Raw genomic sequence first — 15,583 nt, forward strand, 5'->3', positions numbered from 1 at the left:
AAAGTAGCCGAGCAAAACATGAAACTTGAAGAAGTGTTTGGAGTATCGAAAGATCTCATCGCCAGTTACACGGAGAGAGAGCATGTTGACGAGGCATTTGCTAGTGCGCTCCGACAGACCCGACAGATAATTGTCTACGGATCATCCAAACAAGGCAAGACAGCGCTAGTTCAACGCCACGTACCTGAAGACCAACGTGTAACCGTTCACTGCAGCCCACAAACTTCTACCGAAGACTTATATAGATCATTACTGAGACAAATGGGTGTAGAAGTAACAACCGAAAAGGCGAGTGAAACATCTCGCGAAGTTGAAGCATCAGTGACTGCAAAATTCACTGCCTTAATACCTTTTTTTGGAAAGGGGGAGGCCGAAACCAGCGGAAGTGCAACTGCTGGAAATAATGAAAGCATTACTAAAAAACCTATTGAGTTCAACTTATTGCTAGCTCAAGACGTGGGAGAAATACTGCAAAAAACCAACAATAAAAATCTATTTTTTGTAGTGGAAAACTTCCACTACCTAACCCCAGATGTTCAATCCGCATTTGCCTTTGATTTGAGAACATTCGAAGAAATGGGGCTCCGCTTCATTATTCTTGGCGTCTGGAGAGAAGCAAACCGCCTTATACAATTCAACGGAGATCTCCAAGACAGAATTGCGGAGATACCTGTGGAGCCTTGGGAGATTCCAGATTTCGAGAAGCTAGTAAATACTGGCGAGCCTCACATGAATGTCATTTTTGAAGAAAATGTTCGGAGAAAAATATTCGAGCAAGCTCATGGTAGCGTTGCTGTAGTGCAAGAAATAATCAAAAAAGTATGTGAAAAATGCAATTTACTTGAACACCACAACGGAACACAACCTTTTGTTATAAATGACATAGCCACCATTGACCTCTCGATAAAGGAGAAAGTAGATGAATATGCATCCCGGCATGTCAGAAGCCTTGAATCGATCGCAGCCGGTTCTCGAACAAGAAGAGCAACTGAAGATACCGAAGCACTTTATCTTCCATATCACTTGGTTCGCGTTCTAGTTAACCGCTCCTATCAAGAGCTCAAAGATGGCATTGAACGAAAGTGGCTTCAAGAACTAATTAGAGAGCAACACCCAACACCAGACAACGTGAGAACCTCTGACGTCACTGGCATGCTATTGCGCCTCCCCACAATACAAACAAACGCAAAGATAGTCCCCCCGCTATTTGACTATGACAGAGGGACTCGTCGTGTAAAAATTGTCGACTCGACCCTCTATTTTTTCATCGACAATTGCTCCCCTAACGAGGTTATGAGCGAAATACCACATCCTGATCCTGCTCAAAGTCTTTCTTAATAAAAAAGGGGAAAAAGGAAAAAGGTGACAAATTTATTTTCTTCGTTTCAGATCGTTCCCACGCTCCGCGTGGGAATGCAGCCTTCGACGCTCCAGCGTCCACCTACCCGCAACTCAGGTGGCGACGCAGAGCGCGGCGGGCTAGGCTCCTCCGCAAAGCATGGGGATCATCGCAGATAGAGAAACCGCCCTATTCCATTCACAGCCAGCCGATTCAAGGAAGAATCCAATGGGCCGCAGCCGCTACGTCATCATCGAATCTGAAAAACCACACTTCCTCACTTGCACAGTGCTGGAGTGGCTACCGCTGTTCACCCGCCCCGCTCTGGTCGAAATCCTGCTCGACTGCTGGCGCTATCAACAGGCAAACCAAGGCTTGCGCCTCTACGGCTACGTCGTACTGGAGAACCACCTGCACTTCATCGCCCAGGCACCTGACTTGGGCAAATGCGTCAGTGGATTCAAGTCATTCACGGCACGCCAGATCATTGACCACCTGCAAGCCCGAGGAGCAGAACGTTTGTTGGAGCGACTGCGCTTCGCCAAACGTGCGCACAAGGGCGACCGTGTGCACCAACTCTGGCAGGAAGGTTCACATGCGGAGCTGGTTTACAGCTCCGAGGTGATGCGGGAAAAGCTCGATTACATCCACCACAACCCACTCAAACGGGGCTACGTGGATCGGGCGGAGCACTGGCGCTACTCCAGTGCCAGGAACTACGCGGGGCAGGCAGGATTGATCGAGGTCGACCGGTGGGATGCGTGACGCGGAGCGTCACTGGCTGCGTTCCCACGCAGAGCGTGGGAACGATCAACGGGGCTACGTGGATCGGGCGGAGCACTGGCGTTACTCCAGTGCCAGAAACTACGCGGGGCAGGCAGGATTGATCGAGATCGACCGGTGGGATGCGTGACGCGGAGCGTCACTGGCTGCGTTCCCACGCAGAGCGTGGGAACGATCAGCGGGGCTACGTGGATCGGGCGGAGCACTGGCGTTACTCCAGTGCCCGGAACTACGCGGGGCAGGCGGGACTGATCGAAGTCGACCGGTGGGATGCGTGACGCGGAGCGTCACTGGCTGCGTTCCCACGCAGAGCGTGGGAACGATCAGCAGCATCTTAGCCTACCGGCAAAAATCGCCAGAACGGGCCTGGCCAGCCCAGCCCCTGGGCATGCCGGACGCGGCGCGTTCCCTCCTGTCGGCGAGCCCGCCCAGTCCTCGGCTCAGCTACCTTTCCTGTATGCCTTCGCCGCCGTGGCAGCCCCATGCCGGCCGCGAGGGTGCCCAAGCAGACGACCATCGCCACGGGAGCGACCATGCAGGCCTACAGTTCGTTTTATCGCTGGTTACACCGTCACCTGGTAGTGAGTTTCTTGCTGATGACGGTCAGTTTTCTGGCCTTTGGCTATTTCACCATCGACCTGGTTCACCTGCTCAGCAGCAATACCGTCTTTATCGTCAGGCATGGCTGGATGGCACTGATGAGCGGCGGCTTGCTGCAGTTTGCCCAGCTCACGCTGATGGCGCTGCTGGCGATGGCCTGCTACCTGCTCTTCCGCTTGTGTGAGCAGGCCGTCGTGCAGCGCCTGTCGGGCAGGGCGCGCTCGATGGAGTAGCGAGCCGTTCGCCCCGCGCACCGGCTTCGCCAGCGAAGCACGGCTGATGCCGCGCCGGACGGGGTAAGTATGGCGCCCAGCGGATCCTGCAGGTAGAGGCTGACCACCCAGGGCTGCTGACTGGCGAGGATCACCTGCTCGACCAGCGCCCGGCCGATGCCCTGGCGGCGGTATTTCTTGAGGATGAACAGGTCGGCGAACTCCAGCGCGTCCACCCCGGGAAGATTGATCGAGGTCGACCGGTAGGATGCGTGACGCGGAGCGTCACTGGCTGCGTTCCCACGCAGAGCGTGGGAACGATCAATCAATCCAGCAACTGGGCCGCAGGTAAGCAACCATGGAAATCCAAGGAACCTTGACCCCTCCGCATCTACCGCCTACCCTCACGGCCGGCGCCTAAGAAACGTCTTGATCCACACAGCGGCCTGACCGCTCCCGAAAGTTTGCGGCTTTTTTGTGCCTGCGGTTTTACCCTGCGCGCAAAAAATGCACCTCTGTTATGTCGGGAGTGGGCGAATACAAGACCCGAAAGGGGAATATGTCCGGCCCTCTGTGTGGGGTTTCTTAGCTCCCGGCACCTTAGCCCTAAGAAAGCTGTATTCACACAGAGGTAATGGATATGCCTACAGTCACCCGCCTTCGGCCCGAAGGCCGTTCGCCGCACACCCGCACGACTCATGCCGCCTCCTGCCAGGAGGTGCGCCATGCATGACGAAGTGTTGATCCCCACCACGTTCACCCGTCATCGCCGCCAACTGCGGGCGTTGTTGCTGGATGGCCAGCCCTGGTTCGCCGCTCGCGACCTCGGGCGTTTGCTCAACCACCGCATCGAGGACGGGCTGCGGCGCAGCCTGGATGACGATCAGTTGCAGGTCGCCCGGCTGCGCAGCGGCGATGGTGGCTATGAGCAGGCGCTGTTGATCAGCGAATCCGGCGTCTACGTCGCGCTACTGCACTATTACCACCCGGAAAACCGCTGCCTGCGCCAATGGCTGACCCACGAGGTGATTCCGCTGTTGCGCGACCAGAACCAGGCTTGCGATGCCGCCCCGCGTCGCCGCCTGCTGCGGTGGCAGGCGCTCGAGCTGGGTGTGCTGCACTGGCAAGGTCAACTGTGGGTGCCCTATAGCGAACTACCTCGCCTGATCAGCGGCCAGGCGTAGCGAAATAAAGCATCAAACCCCGCCCTGGCGGAGTTTGATGCTTCTGCCCCGCCATTATCGAAAGCAGCTCGGGCGTATTCTCCAGGCAAACGCTGCGGCTTGTTTCAAATCATCCCCTGTTCGCCCAGCGCCTTTTACAGTGTTAAGCCGAGCCACTCAGAAAAGGCCACGCCATGCGCCGGTTTCCCATGATGCTTGCTGCACTTCTGGCTACCCATGCTCAGGCAGGGTGCCCGCTTGCCGATGCGCCAGTCCTGGAACAGTCGCAAAAGGTGTACCTGCAAGCGTATGCCGGCGGCCTGATGCTCTGCGATGGGGAACAAAATCTGCGCTGGCCGCTGACTGATGCCGATGCAAGCCATGCAGCCACCCAGGTGGATCAGCATTGGCATTTTCCCAATCGGCAGAGTTTTGTCGTGGTCAGCGGCGCTTTGGGTGAGGTGTGGGAAATCAGCTACAACCCGCAGGCTCCGGAGATTGCCACCGGCAAGGTGCATGATTTCCAATACCGCGAAGGAGCCTTTGTGCCGGGTTATCTGCACCCGCAACGAGGACGCATTGCGCAGGCTGTTATCACGGCCAGCCAGGCGGAAGCCGATGAGCACGGTCTATGGCTGGAGCAGGATGGCAAGCGCCGTTTCTATCACCTGGATGTGCGCAAGTTTATTCCGCGGCCGGCAACCTAAAACGGTTTACGGCGCGCCAAACAGCGCCGTCCAATAAATCCCCGCATCACTCTGCGGATCAACGGCATAAGCGGCCCCCAACTCACGGAACTGTGGGTTCATCAGGTTGGCGCAATGACCGGGGCTGGCCAACCAGCCATCGACCACCCGGCGCGAGGTCTCCCGCCCGGCGGCGATGTTCTCGCCGATCGTCCCGCCGACATAACCGCCCAGCTCCGCCCGGTCGCCCGGCGTGCGGCCGTCGCGATCCTTGTGGGCGAAGTAGTTACCGTTGGCCATGGCCCGGCTGTGGGCCATGGCCACCGAGCCCAGCGCGGCGTTCCAGACCAGCGGCGCAGCGGCGGCAAAGGTTTGCGCGCCACACTGGCGCGGCTGTGCGCGCTCGGCGTTGATCTGTTCCAGCAGTTTCTGCCCTTCCGCCTGCCAGTCGCCCAGGCGCCCGCCCAGCAGCGGTCGCGCCAGCACGATGCGCCAGTCGCGCTCGAGGCGGCTCACGCCGATATCGACAAACTGCGGGTCGAGCAGGGTCTGACAGAAGCTCTCCTGCAACACCTTCATCGCCGAGGGTGCATCACGCGGGCCGGACAGGCTGATGGCCTGCACGTTGACCATGGGGTAGGCCGCGGCGGCCAGCGCCTGCTGCAGATCGACGGCGCCAACAACCGGCAGGATCAGGCGCGAATCGGCCGCCAGCGGCGGCAGCTCCTCGGACGCCTGCCCGGCACAGCGCTGCACCTGGCTGCGGTAGGCATTGATCGACTCGAGCAGTTGCGGCTCCTCGGCGGCGATGGCCGCAGTAGCCAGCAGCCCCAGCGACCAGGCCGCCAAACGCACAACGAATGAATTCACACCCATGGAAACCTCCCAGAATCTGTGCTGGCCATGATGCTTGATTCCGCCCCGATCTGCGCACAGTTAAAGCTCGTGGCATGGGTTGAACGCAGCGACGCCCAGCCAGGATCAAGGATACCTAAAGGCGGATCCGAATTAGCCTAGGACGGGCAAGGCTTTCGGCCCAGCCATTGGCCGGGACGCCCCAAGCGGAACACTGAAGGGGTCGAGGCTATTTGCCCGCACAGCAGCGCTGCGTTGCCTTCGAGGCGGTTGACCTCGGGGCGAAGCCGTTGTCCTGCACCGCGCCCCCGCAATTTGGCAGCCCGGCGGGCTGCATTCGCCGCGGGGCGCGCCTCCGACCAGGTTGCGGGCGGACTTGAGTCCATGGATAGACGGAGTAATCGATCAGGCCACTGGCAGGCACTGGGCGCAAGTCCCGCCCTGCGTGCTTTGAGTTACCATGGCAATCTAATCCTCTGCGCAAGAGTCCGCAGCATGTCTGATCGGAAGCAGGTTCGCCTGATCAAGAAGTACCCCAATCGTCGCCTCTACGACACGCAGACCAGTACCCACCTCAACCTGAGCGACATCCGCAAACTGGTCGTTGAGGAAGAACCGTTCCAGGTGGTGGATGCCAAGACCGGCGAAGACCTGACCCGCAGCATCCTGCTGCAGATCATTCAGGAAGCCGAGAGCGATGGCGAGCCGATCTTCTCCAGCGACATGCTCAAGGGCATCATCCGCTTCTACGGCCCCTTCCAGGGCATGCTCGGCAGCTATCTGGAAAACAGCATCAAGGCGGTGACCGACATCCAGGCGCAGACCGGCCAGCAATCGTCCCAGGCCTGGAGCGATTTCATGAGCAGCCAGGTGCCGATGATGCAGAAGGTGATGGGGCAATATGTCGAGCAGTCCAAGCAGCTCTATCTGAACACGCAGAACCTGTTCGGCCTGTTCCCGGGTTTTCCCGGTGCGGCTGGCCAAGCTGACAAAGACAAGAACAAGAACAGCAAGGATGACGACAAGGCCTGAAGCGGCTTGTCTTGCAGCAGTTCCCCGCAAAACCCTGCAATGACCCCGGCAGCGCCGGGGCATTGCAGGTCACGCTAAAACAGACTTACTTGCGCGCACCGCCAGTCGCCTTGCCCGCCTCACGGGTGGCCTGACCGGCGGCCGAGGCCGCTGCCGCGAGCCCGCTCTCGGCCATTTCCGCCGCCTGCTTGGCGGTTTTCTGCGCGCTCTCATAGACGCTGCCAGCGCCCTCGACGGCCGACTTGAGCATGGCTACCGCCGACTCGGTGCCGGCGGGCGCATTCTTGGCGATTTCGGCGACCAGATCCTGCATCTGCTGGGTGCCCTGGGCCGCCTGACGCTCGCCGAGCTTGGCGATATCGGCCTGGGTGGCGGAGATCAGGTCGTAGACCTTGCGGTTGAACTCCAGCAGGCGCTCGGCCTGTTGCGCGGGGTTGGCGAAACTGCCGAAGGCTGCCGAGAAGCTTTGCGGATCGCGAGCGGAGAACAACTTGCGGGCGCTGTCGAAGCCTTCCTCGCTGACGGCACGCATGGCGGCGAGTTGCAGCTGGCTGAGCTGCTCGACACCTTTGAGAACCTTGCCGTTCACCTGCTCCAGCAGGTCGAGGTTGGCTTTCTGGTCAGCCTGCAGTTTTTCCGAATCGAAGAAAGACATGGGGTGAGTCTCCTGGGGATAGAAAGGTCGAAAAGCCATGCTGTCGTGTGCTGCTGCACCCGACCCGCTGACTCATTCTTGGCGATCTTCGATTCGCGTGCAACTATTTTTTTGCACTGCAAAAAAACCATCATCGCCTCGCAACAATCGAGCCGCCCCGTACAAACCCAGCGCCACAAGGGCGAAAAGCCCATCTGATAGCAAGGTTTCATGTCGCCAAGGTGACGACAAAGCGAAATCCAGAAATTAATTTTTGCATAGCGTAAATCAATGCATACTCAACCCCGGAACACTGACGCAGCATTCACTATTTGACCCATAAGTCGTATTCATCTCTTCACAATTCGCGCGCATGATCGACTCGCCTGGGCAGCATCGGATGAGCCTCGACCGCCGCCAGGCGGGCCAGGCGCTCTGTCCGATCCGGCAACGGCTGCCCCGGCTTTCACTTGAAAAAATGGAGCTCAATCAGCATGACGGACAAGCGAATCGCACTGGTAACCGGCGGCATGGGTGGTATCGGCACGGCAATCAGCCGGCGCCTCTACCGTGACGGTTTCATCGTGGTGGTGGGCTGCAGCGCGCAGTCCACGCGCAAGGAGGCCTGGCTGGAGCAGCAACGCCGCGATGGCTTCGAGTTTCACTGCGTGACGGGCGATATCACCGACTGGGACGACAGCGTGCGGGCCTTCGCCGAGGTGCGCGAACAGATCGGCGCGGTCGACGTGCTGGTCAACAACGCCGGCATCACCCGCGACACCACCTTCAAGCGCATGACCCCGGACGACTGGAACGCGGTGATTGCCACCAACCTCACCGGCCTGTTCAACACCACCAAGCAGGTCGTCGACTCGATGGTCGAGCGCGGCTGGGGTCGCATCATCAACATCTCCTCGGTCAACGGCCAGCGTGGCCAGTTCGGCCAGACCAACTACTCGGCGGCCAAGGCCGGCATTCACGGCTTCACCATGGCGCTGGCCCGCGAAGTGGCGAGCAAGGGCGTCACCGTCAACACCATTTCCCCCGGCTATATCCTGACCGACATGACCGCGGTCATCCGCGCGGACGTGATGGAGAAGATCGTCGCCGGGATTCCGGCCGGGCGCCTCGGCCAACCCGACGAGATCGCCTCCATGGTCGCCTGGCTGGCTGGCGCAGAAGCCGGCTACGCCACCGGCGCCGACTTCTCGGTCAACGGCGGCCTGAACATGGCCTGAACCGGGCCCGGCTGATTGTTGGCGGCTGCCCCAGCGGGCACTCGCCTCCTCCCTTGTTTGCCGTAGAGGTCTGAACATGAACGATGTTGTCATTGTCGCCGCCACCCGTACCGCCATCGGCAGCTTTCAGGGCGGTCTGAGCGGCATTTCCGCGCCCGATCTGGGCGCTGCCGTGATTCGCCAATTGCTGGCGCAGACCGGCGTGCAGCCGAGCGCCATCGACGAAGTGATCCTCGGCCAGGTGCTGACCGCCGGCGCCGGGCAGAACCCCGCGCGCCAGGCCGCGCTCAAGGCCGGCCTGCCCCCTGCAGTCCCGGCACTGACCCTGAACAAGGTCTGCGGCTCCGGCCTCAAGGCCGTGCACCTGGCTGCCCAGGCGATCCGCTGCGGCGATGCCGAATTGGTCATCGCCGGCGGCCAGAAGAACATGAGCCTGGCCCCCTATGTGCTGCCCAAGGCGCGTACCGGACTGCGCAAGGGCCTGGCCACCCTGTGCATCGGTGGCGGCCAAGGCATCGCCCTGGCAGTCGAACGCGGTTAGGGCCGAACGACCGACCCCGGCCTGGCTTAAGGGTCACGCCGGCACCGCTCAGGCAGCCGCCTGAGCATCAGCAGTCTTTTCAGATAGCGGACACTGGTTATGGAAAACGCCTCGCCCTTCACCCCCTTCTTCTCGCCTAACCTGCCGTTCGGCGTGCGCCTGGCGGTGGAACAACTGCGCTTCTGGGTACGCCTAAACCCTTGGTTCCAGGGCATTCAAACCGATGCCTGGTTCGAGGTCGATGGCGCTGTCCTCGAGCGCCTGCAGGCCGAATACAACGGCGAATGGACACAACTGAGCCTGCAGACGCTGACCCAGCAGCCGTTCACCTTCAGCGACCCGCGCTTTGCCGGCAACGCCTGGCATCAGCCGCTGTTCGGCTCGCTGGCAGCCCTCTACCTGCTCAACTCGCGCTTCTTCATGCGCCTGCTCGAAGAGCTGCCGATCGAATCCGGCAAGATGCGGCAGCGCCTGCACTACCTGGTGGAACAACTGGTCGCCGCCGCCGCGCCGAGCAATTACCTCAACAGCAATCCCGAAGCCCTCGAACGTGCCGTACAAACCCAGGGCGCCAGCCTGTTCAGCGGCCTGCTGAACCTGGCCAGCGACATGCGCGAAGGCAAGTTGCGCCAGTGTGACAGTGGCGCCTTCGAGGTCGGCGTCAATCTCGCCACCACCCCGGGTCAGGTGGTCTATCAGAATTCGCTAATCCAGCTGATCCAGTACGCGCCGCAGAGCGAACAACAGCACCAGCGCCCGCTGCTGATCGTGCCGCCGATGATCAACAAGTTCTACATCCTCGACCTGCAGCCGCAGAGTTCGTTCGTGCGCCATGCCCTCGAGCAGGGCCACCCGGTGTTCCTGGTGTCCTGGCGCAATGCCGACGCCAGCATCGCCGACGCCAGCTGGGACGATTACGTCGAGCAGGGCATCCTCGAGGCGATCCAGGTCACCCAGCGCATCAGTACTCAGAAACAGCTCAACATCCTCGGCTATTGCGTCGGCGGCACCCTGCTCGCCTGCGGCCTCGCGGTTCTGGCCGCGCGCGGCGAGAAGCCGGCTGCCAGCCTGACCCTGTTGGTCTCGCTGCTCGACTACGAGGACGCCGGGGTGCTCAGCATCTTCATCGACGAAGCAACCGTCGGCTACCGCGAACGCACCATCGGCGGCAAGGGTGGAGCCTGCGGCCTGTTCCGCGGCGAGGACATGGGCAACACCTTCTCGCAGCTACGGCCCAACGAGCTGTGGTGGAACTACAGCGTCGAAAAGTACCTCAAGGGCCAAAAGCCGCGACCGCTCGACCTGCTGTACTGGAACAACGACAGCACCAACCTGCCCGGCCCCATGTACTGCTGGTACCTGCGCCACACCTACCTGCAGAACGACCTGAAGAGCGGCAAGCTGCAATGCTGCGGCGAGGTGATCGATCTGGGCAAACTCGACATGCCGACCTACTTGGTCGGTACCCGCGATGACCATATCGTGCCCTGGGCCGGCGCCTATGCCAGCACCCGCCTGTTCAAGGGCCCGCTGCGTTTCGTGCTCGGCGGCTCCGGGCACATCGCCGGGATCATCAATCCGCCGCTGAAGAACAAACGCGGCTACTGGACCAACCCCGAGCTGCAGGCCGACCCGGACACCTGGCTGGCTGGCGCCGAGGAACACCCCGGCAGCTGGTGGAGCGACTGGATCGAATGGTTGAGCGAATACGCCGGCAAAAGCGCCGCGCCGGTCGCCCGCCTCGGTTCCAAGCAGTACCCGCCATTGGAGGCGGCACCCGGTCAGTACGTGAAACAACGCGACTGAGCCGGGCGCGCCAATGCAACCGACCGGGGCAGCGACGGCGCGGCCCCGACCGGTGGTTCTGTTGCAACTGGCGCATGAACGCGATCAACCCGGCGGCAACGGAACCTTCGCAACATTCTCGACACTAAACCCGCACCCTTTCTTTGATAGTCGGGATACCCTGCCATGCGCCCCCTCATCCGCCTGCTCCTGCTGAGTACCGCTGCCCTGTCTCTGTCCGCCTGTTTCGACGATGCCCCGCGCATCGAACAAGCTGGCCTGTGCACCTACAACACCGACCCCCAGGCCGAGCGCTGCAAGCCCGGCCAGATGGCCTGGTTCCGTCCGAATCAGGGAACATTGATCAGCGAGGAGATGGCGCTGAGCGTGGCGGCGGCCTATTGCGACTTCAATCATCAGGTGATGCACAACCGAGCCGGTGTGCTCTGCGTGTTCACCGATCAGCGCCTGGATGCCACCAAGTAACCGCTTGGAGGATGTGGTTGAGCGCGGCGATAGCCATCACCGATCACCCGCCGGCAGATCTGTGCGGTGCTGCCAGGCCGGATCTTCGGGTATCTCCCGATAACGACCAAGTACTTATCCCCATAGTTACCGGGCATAGTTACCGGGCATACTGGCCGCCATCGGCCGTTTTTCAGCGACCTGTTCTTCACTCCCGTGCACGGAAGCCAATGCTTGCCACCAGCCTCGCCATCATCGCTGCGCTACTGATCGTCTTCTCGGCACTTGTGCTGCTGTGCCTGCGCCGGGTGAAACAACAGCTGGCACAACATCGCGCCTTGCTCGACGCCCTTCCCGAGGGGCTGTTGCTGGTGGGTCACGACGGCCGCGTCAGTGTGCATAACGCCGCCGCGGCAAGGATGCTGGGCAATCCCGCCGCAACGCTGCAAGGCACGCCGCTGCAGCGTTGGTGGCCGCAACCCGGCGAGCACACCACAGCCCTGACTCGCCAGCGCATCCTGCTGTCGGTGGATGGCCAGCAGCAGGCCGTGGGTGTCAGTCGAGTGGCAGCGGCCACTCATGGCCATGCCCTCGTCCTGGTCCAGTTGACGTCCCTGCACGACAACCCCGTCGAAGATGCCGAACGCTTCAAGCGCAGTCAGTACTTCGCCAGCATTGGCACCTGGGACTGGTCGATCGATACCGACAAGTTGTATTGGTCGGAGGCCATCTACGCCATGTTCGGCTTCAAGGCCGGCGAAGTAACTCCGAGCTATGAGCTGTTCTGTACCTGCGTCCACCCGGATGACCTCGAGCGCGTGCGGGCCGGTGAGCTGCGCTGCATTGAAACCGGCCATAACCATGATGAAGAATATCGGGTGATCTGGCCTGACGGCAGCATCCACTGGCTGCGCGAGACCGGCAACGTGGTCAAGGACGCCTGTGGCCAACCGGTAAAGATGATGGGCATCGTGCGCGACATCAGCGAAGAAAAAGCCTCGGTCAACCAACTGAAAAAAATCGCCCGCCACGACCCGCTGACCGGGTTGCCCAACCGCTTGCTGCTTGAGGAGTTTTTAACCCATGCGCTGGCGCGCGCACGCAGCAATGCAACCCGGGTGGCCTTGGTATTTATCGACCTCAATGGCTTCAAGCAAGTCAACGACAAGCACGGGCATGCCGTTGGCGACCGACTATTGGTTAGCACGGCACAACGCTTACAGCAGGCATTGCGCGAGTCCGACATGGTGGCGCGGCTGGGCGGCGATGAATTTGTGGTGATTATCGAGGGGCTGGCACTGGGCGAGAGCCTGCACGACGAGGCGCAATTAATCAGCGAAAAGATTCTGCAGCGGCTATCCCAGCCGATCGACCTCGGTAATGCCAGCCATCGGGTCGGCGCCAGTCTTGGCATTGCCATGTTTCCAGAGCACGGGCCGAACATCGACAGCCTCATCCACATTGCCGACCAGGCGATGTACGCGGCCAAGCGCAACGGCAACAACCAATATTGCCTGGGCATGGCGAACGCTGGCGAACCAAGCCCTGCCTGCCCAGCCCCGTAGTCGACCAGGCTGGCGCTGGCGGTTTCCAATCCACGCCTGCAACCTATACCACTGCTGATTCCCAGCCAGTGCATCATGGTTGAGCAAGCATTGCAGCGTTGCCGGATCGACCCACACCAGTTGCAATCCAAGGCCGACACCCGGCCGCTCGTGGTTACCAGCCCGGGAAGCTCGTGCGCTGGGTCTATAACTGAGCCGCCATATCAAGGCTCGACTGACTCTACCTGGCCATATGCCACGCGGGCCAGTAGCGGCAAACTACGCCGGAGGCCAACACGGCTCGGGCGTCGTCGAGAGGGCAACCGATGATCCAGTTGTTGCGTATCTCCAGGCCGAAGGGGAAGTGAACCCACCCTAATCCAGGCCAGCGCAGGCATCGATCTACCGCCTTTTCTCACATTATAGCCTGGCTACAGGTTAACCCTGGGCATGGATCGTCACCGAGGAGACATAGCAGGAATTAACCGAAGCGGGCTTCGCGGCCAAAGCCCTTTTGCAATAAATCAACCGAGCGCCGCCCTCGGCCTGATCGCATCCAACGCTCGGCCCGATGTGCACCTTGCGTGCTCACCAGGCGCTAACGCCGGCGAGTTTATTTTTTCTTGTCTTTGCTGACCTCGTGACCAATCACCCCGCCCACCACGGCGCCGGCACCGGTGCACAGCACGCCACCGCAGAGCACGTTACCGGCCACGCCACCGACGGCAGCACCTACAGCAGTACCCTTCTGTTGATGGGTCATGTTAGAGCAGCCACTCAGCCCTAAAGCGGAGAGCAAGACGGCGGTGGAAACAAGCTTGAAAATGCCCATATGAGGTACTCCAGTGCACAACTTGATAAATGTCCCTGGCGCTCAATTTGCTCACGCACAGGTAACGTTTCATTGTCCATGGGCTGGCGACCAGCCGTCTGTACGTTAACGCGCATAGCGATCGGGCGCCGTGGGTTAACTGCTTCGGAAGCTGTCGCTGCCCGTGCCGCAAAGTCACTTATCCATTAACTGGCCGTTAAAAACCTGCTGCGCTCGGCTAGGCGGCGTATTGTGGGAGTCACACCCACCCCGTGGAGAAGTCGCTATGTTCAAGGTAATGCGCAACGGCGAGAATCGCATCGACGTGGAGTTCTCCGGCAAGCTCGACAGCGCCGAAATGCGCGTCGCACTGGATGAACTGAGCCATCAATCCGAAGATATCGAACACGGCCTGATGCTTTATCGCATCGGCGATTTTTCCCTACCTACCTTGGGCGCAATGGCCGTCGAGCTGGCGCGCATCCCGCAACTGTTCCGCTTTGTTCGGCGTTTCGACCGCATGGCGGTGGTCGCCGACAAGGAATGGGTGAGAAAGGCCAGCGAAATTGAGGGCGCGTTGATTCCGGGTCTGCAGATCAAGGCATTCGATCTGTCTCAGGAGGCGGAGGCCGAAGCCTGGTTGCAACAGTAGGCTTCGTAAGGAACCTGGAACGGAACAGCGCCGACAAATCGCAGCAGCCGGCATCGCTCAGGGGGCAAGCATGCCCTGCGCCACGGAGCCTAGGCGCAATCCGAGGCAGACACCCCCCCTGCGAAACCGGGCAACAGGCGGCTAACAGGCCGTTGAAAAACTACCTGCGTTGCCAATACTGCGTTAAAAATGGCCTCAAAATGCTCATTTACACCACGTAAACTCCGCTTTTTCGGCCATTTTTGCCTTGTCTTGGCTGCCTCGCCTACATTTTTCAACGGCCTGCTAACCCAACTGGTCAATCATGACCGCGTTGGTGTAAACCAGGCCGCCATCACTCGCGCGATGCCCGACCAAGTGGAATTGGCCACGCTGGTTCTCATTCAAATAGACGCGCCATTGGCAATCGGACAAGGGGCCGCACCCCTGCGGCATATCCAACTCCATGCGGCTCATGTCGGCATCGACCAGGGCTTCTGGCTCGTGGGTCTTCTGCAAACGCTCTTCGGCCTGCTCCAGACGCAAATGATCGGGCTCACTGACGCGAAAATGGAAGCTTCCCGCCGGAGTAGATCTGCTGGCGCCGCGTGCTTTGCACCAGCCCTCAATGGTCAAGGTGTTCATGGCTAGACCTCCTGAAGTGGATGCCCGGGGGCTGTCATGCCCCTCCTGTCTAATTTTAGACAAGCCCGAGGAAACGTTGATCCATTGCCGCCGAGCGCGCCTCATCAAGACCGGCGTTTGAATAGCTCGGCGATTGCGGTAGGCTTTGCAGTCTATTTGAAAGGAGTAATCCCCCATGGCCAAAGCCACTGCCCGTCACATCCTGGTTGCATCCGAAGCCAAATGCCTCGAACTGAAAGCCGCTATCGAAGGCGGTGCCGACTTCGCTCAAGTTGCCAAAGACAACTCCACCTGCCCGTCCAGCCGCGACGGCGGTAGCCTGGGTTCGTTCGGCCCCGGTCAGATGGTCAAGGAATTCGATACCGTCGTGTTCAGCGCCCCGCTGAATGTCGTACAAGGCCCGGTGAAAACCCAGTTCGGTTTTCACCTGCTTGAAGTCACCAGCCGCCAGGACTGACTTCGCTTGTGCCCAGGCTCTGCGTGGGCACTACCCTCTCCGTTTAGCAGGCCGTAGACAAACTACTGCGCTAGGCTATGCCGCGTTGAAAACGGCCTCAAAACGCTCATTTACAGCACGTAAACTGCGCTACGTTGCGGCCGTTTTCGCCTTGCCTGGCCG

The 15,583-nt window shown here is 60.3% G+C and carries 16 protein-coding genes and 2 pseudogenes; 13 read left to right on the top strand and 5 right to left on the bottom strand.

From position 1 onward, the window contains the following. Nucleotides 1-18: 18 nt before the first annotated feature. The 3 genes from P8H27_RS09885 (at nt 19) to P8H27_RS09905 (ending at nt 2,955) form a co-directional block, all read left to right on the top strand. Nucleotides 19-1,338, top strand: coding sequence for a hypothetical protein (locus P8H27_RS09885; protein WP_289637132.1), 1,320 nt, complete (start codon nt 19-21; stop codon nt 1,336-1,338). A gap of 229 nt (nt 1,339-1,567) precedes the next feature. After that, nucleotides 1,568-2,104, top strand: a complete 537-nt coding sequence (locus P8H27_RS09890; protein WP_289637134.1) for a transposase — start codon at nt 1,568-1,570, stop codon at nt 2,102-2,104. Between the two features lie 551 nt (nt 2,105-2,655). Continuing rightward, entirely contained in the window at nt 2,656-2,955 is a 300-nt protein-coding gene (locus tag P8H27_RS09905) for a hypothetical protein (RefSeq protein WP_289637136.1), read from the top strand. 83 nt (nt 2,956-3,038) lie between these two features. Here P8H27_RS09905 and P8H27_RS20640 read toward each other — a convergent pair. Next, nucleotides 3,039-3,179 (bottom strand): annotated as a pseudogene (locus P8H27_RS20640) (GNAT family N-acetyltransferase); the annotation flags it as partial. Between the two features lie 480 nt (nt 3,180-3,659). On the opposite strand from P8H27_RS20640, the gene P8H27_RS09910 reads away from it, so the two are divergent. Both P8H27_RS09910 and P8H27_RS09915 read left to right on the top strand, forming a co-directional pair. Beyond that, on the top strand, nt 3,660-4,118 hold the full coding sequence (locus P8H27_RS09910; RefSeq protein ID WP_289637138.1) for a BRO family protein: 459 nt from the start codon (nt 3,660-3,662) through the stop codon (nt 4,116-4,118). Nucleotides 4,119-4,390: 272 nt separating this feature from the next. Further along, nucleotides 4,391-4,804 carry a hypothetical protein gene (locus tag P8H27_RS09915; RefSeq protein ID WP_289637140.1) on the top strand — a complete coding sequence of 138 codons (414 nt, stop codon included), beginning with the start codon at nt 4,391-4,393 and terminating at the stop codon, nt 4,802-4,804. A gap of 6 nt (nt 4,805-4,810) precedes the next feature. Here P8H27_RS09915 and P8H27_RS09920 read toward each other — a convergent pair whose 3' ends face one another. Next, nucleotides 4,811-5,659: a CAP domain-containing protein gene (locus P8H27_RS09920; protein ID WP_289637141.1), complete on the bottom strand. Its 849-nt coding sequence runs from the start codon at nt 5,657-5,659 to the stop codon at nt 4,811-4,813. A gap of 474 nt (nt 5,660-6,133) precedes the next feature. On the opposite strand from P8H27_RS09920, the gene phaR reads away from it, so the two are divergent. Then, nucleotides 6,134-6,670: a polyhydroxyalkanoate synthesis repressor PhaR gene (gene phaR, locus P8H27_RS09925; RefSeq protein WP_289637143.1), complete on the top strand. Its 537-nt coding sequence runs from the start codon at nt 6,134-6,136 to the stop codon at nt 6,668-6,670. A gap of 85 nt (nt 6,671-6,755) precedes the next feature. Here phaR and phaP read toward each other — a convergent pair whose 3' ends face one another. Next, on the bottom strand, nt 6,756-7,325 hold the full coding sequence (gene phaP / locus P8H27_RS09930; protein ID WP_289637145.1) for a TIGR01841 family phasin: 570 nt from the start codon (nt 7,323-7,325) through the stop codon (nt 6,756-6,758). Nucleotides 7,326-7,798: 473 nt separating this feature from the next. Between phaP and phbB the strand changes: the two genes are divergently transcribed. From phbB to P8H27_RS09955, 5 genes and pseudogenes are all read left to right on the top strand, one after another. Further along, on the top strand, nt 7,799-8,542 hold the full coding sequence (gene phbB, locus P8H27_RS09935; protein ID WP_289637146.1) for an acetoacetyl-CoA reductase: 744 nt from the start codon (nt 7,799-7,801) through the stop codon (nt 8,540-8,542). A 76-nt stretch (nt 8,543-8,618) separates the two neighbouring features. Further along, nucleotides 8,619-9,035: pseudogene (locus P8H27_RS09940) on the top strand (beta-ketoacyl synthase N-terminal-like domain-containing protein); the annotation flags it as partial. Nucleotides 9,036-9,182: 147 nt separating this feature from the next. Further along, a complete protein-coding gene (phaC, locus tag P8H27_RS09945) occupies nt 9,183-10,889 on the top strand; it encodes a class I poly(R)-hydroxyalkanoic acid synthase (protein ID WP_289637148.1) in 1,707 nt (568 codons plus the stop codon). A 165-nt stretch (nt 10,890-11,054) separates the two neighbouring features. Beyond that, a complete protein-coding gene (locus P8H27_RS09950) occupies nt 11,055-11,354 on the top strand; it encodes a hypothetical protein (protein ID WP_289637150.1) in 300 nt (99 codons plus the stop codon). Nucleotides 11,355-11,563: 209 nt separating this feature from the next. Next, nucleotides 11,564-12,898 carry a diguanylate cyclase domain-containing protein gene (locus P8H27_RS09955; RefSeq protein ID WP_289637152.1) on the top strand — a complete coding sequence of 445 codons (1,335 nt, stop codon included), beginning with the start codon at nt 11,564-11,566 and terminating at the stop codon, nt 12,896-12,898. 592 nt (nt 12,899-13,490) lie between these two features. On the opposite strand, the gene P8H27_RS09960 is transcribed toward P8H27_RS09955, so the two are convergent. Further along, nucleotides 13,491-13,640 carry a glycine zipper 2TM domain-containing protein gene (locus P8H27_RS09960; RefSeq protein ID WP_308446820.1) on the bottom strand — a complete coding sequence of 50 codons (150 nt, stop codon included), beginning with the start codon at nt 13,638-13,640 and terminating at the stop codon, nt 13,491-13,493. A gap of 334 nt (nt 13,641-13,974) precedes the next feature. On the opposite strand from P8H27_RS09960, the gene P8H27_RS09965 reads away from it, so the two are divergent. Next, entirely contained in the window at nt 13,975-14,340 is a 366-nt protein-coding gene (locus P8H27_RS09965; protein ID WP_289637154.1) for an STAS/SEC14 domain-containing protein, read from the top strand. A gap of 285 nt (nt 14,341-14,625) precedes the next feature. Here the strand turns inward: P8H27_RS09965 and P8H27_RS09970 are convergent, their stop codons facing one another. Further along, on the bottom strand, nt 14,626-14,964 hold the full coding sequence (locus P8H27_RS09970; RefSeq protein ID WP_289637156.1) for a hypothetical protein: 339 nt from the start codon (nt 14,962-14,964) through the stop codon (nt 14,626-14,628). Between the two features lie 175 nt (nt 14,965-15,139). Here P8H27_RS09970 and P8H27_RS09975 point away from each other — a divergent pair, with 175 nt between their 5' ends. Further along, complete coding sequence (locus P8H27_RS09975; protein WP_289637158.1) at nt 15,140-15,421, top strand: peptidylprolyl isomerase; 282 nt, start codon at nt 15,140-15,142, stop codon at nt 15,419-15,421. Nucleotides 15,422-15,583: the final 162 nt, after the last annotated feature.

This window comes from Pseudomonas sp. sp1636, from assembly GCF_030376615.1.
In the GTDB taxonomy this organism is placed as follows: Bacteria; Pseudomonadota; Gammaproteobacteria; order Pseudomonadales; family Pseudomonadaceae; genus Aquipseudomonas.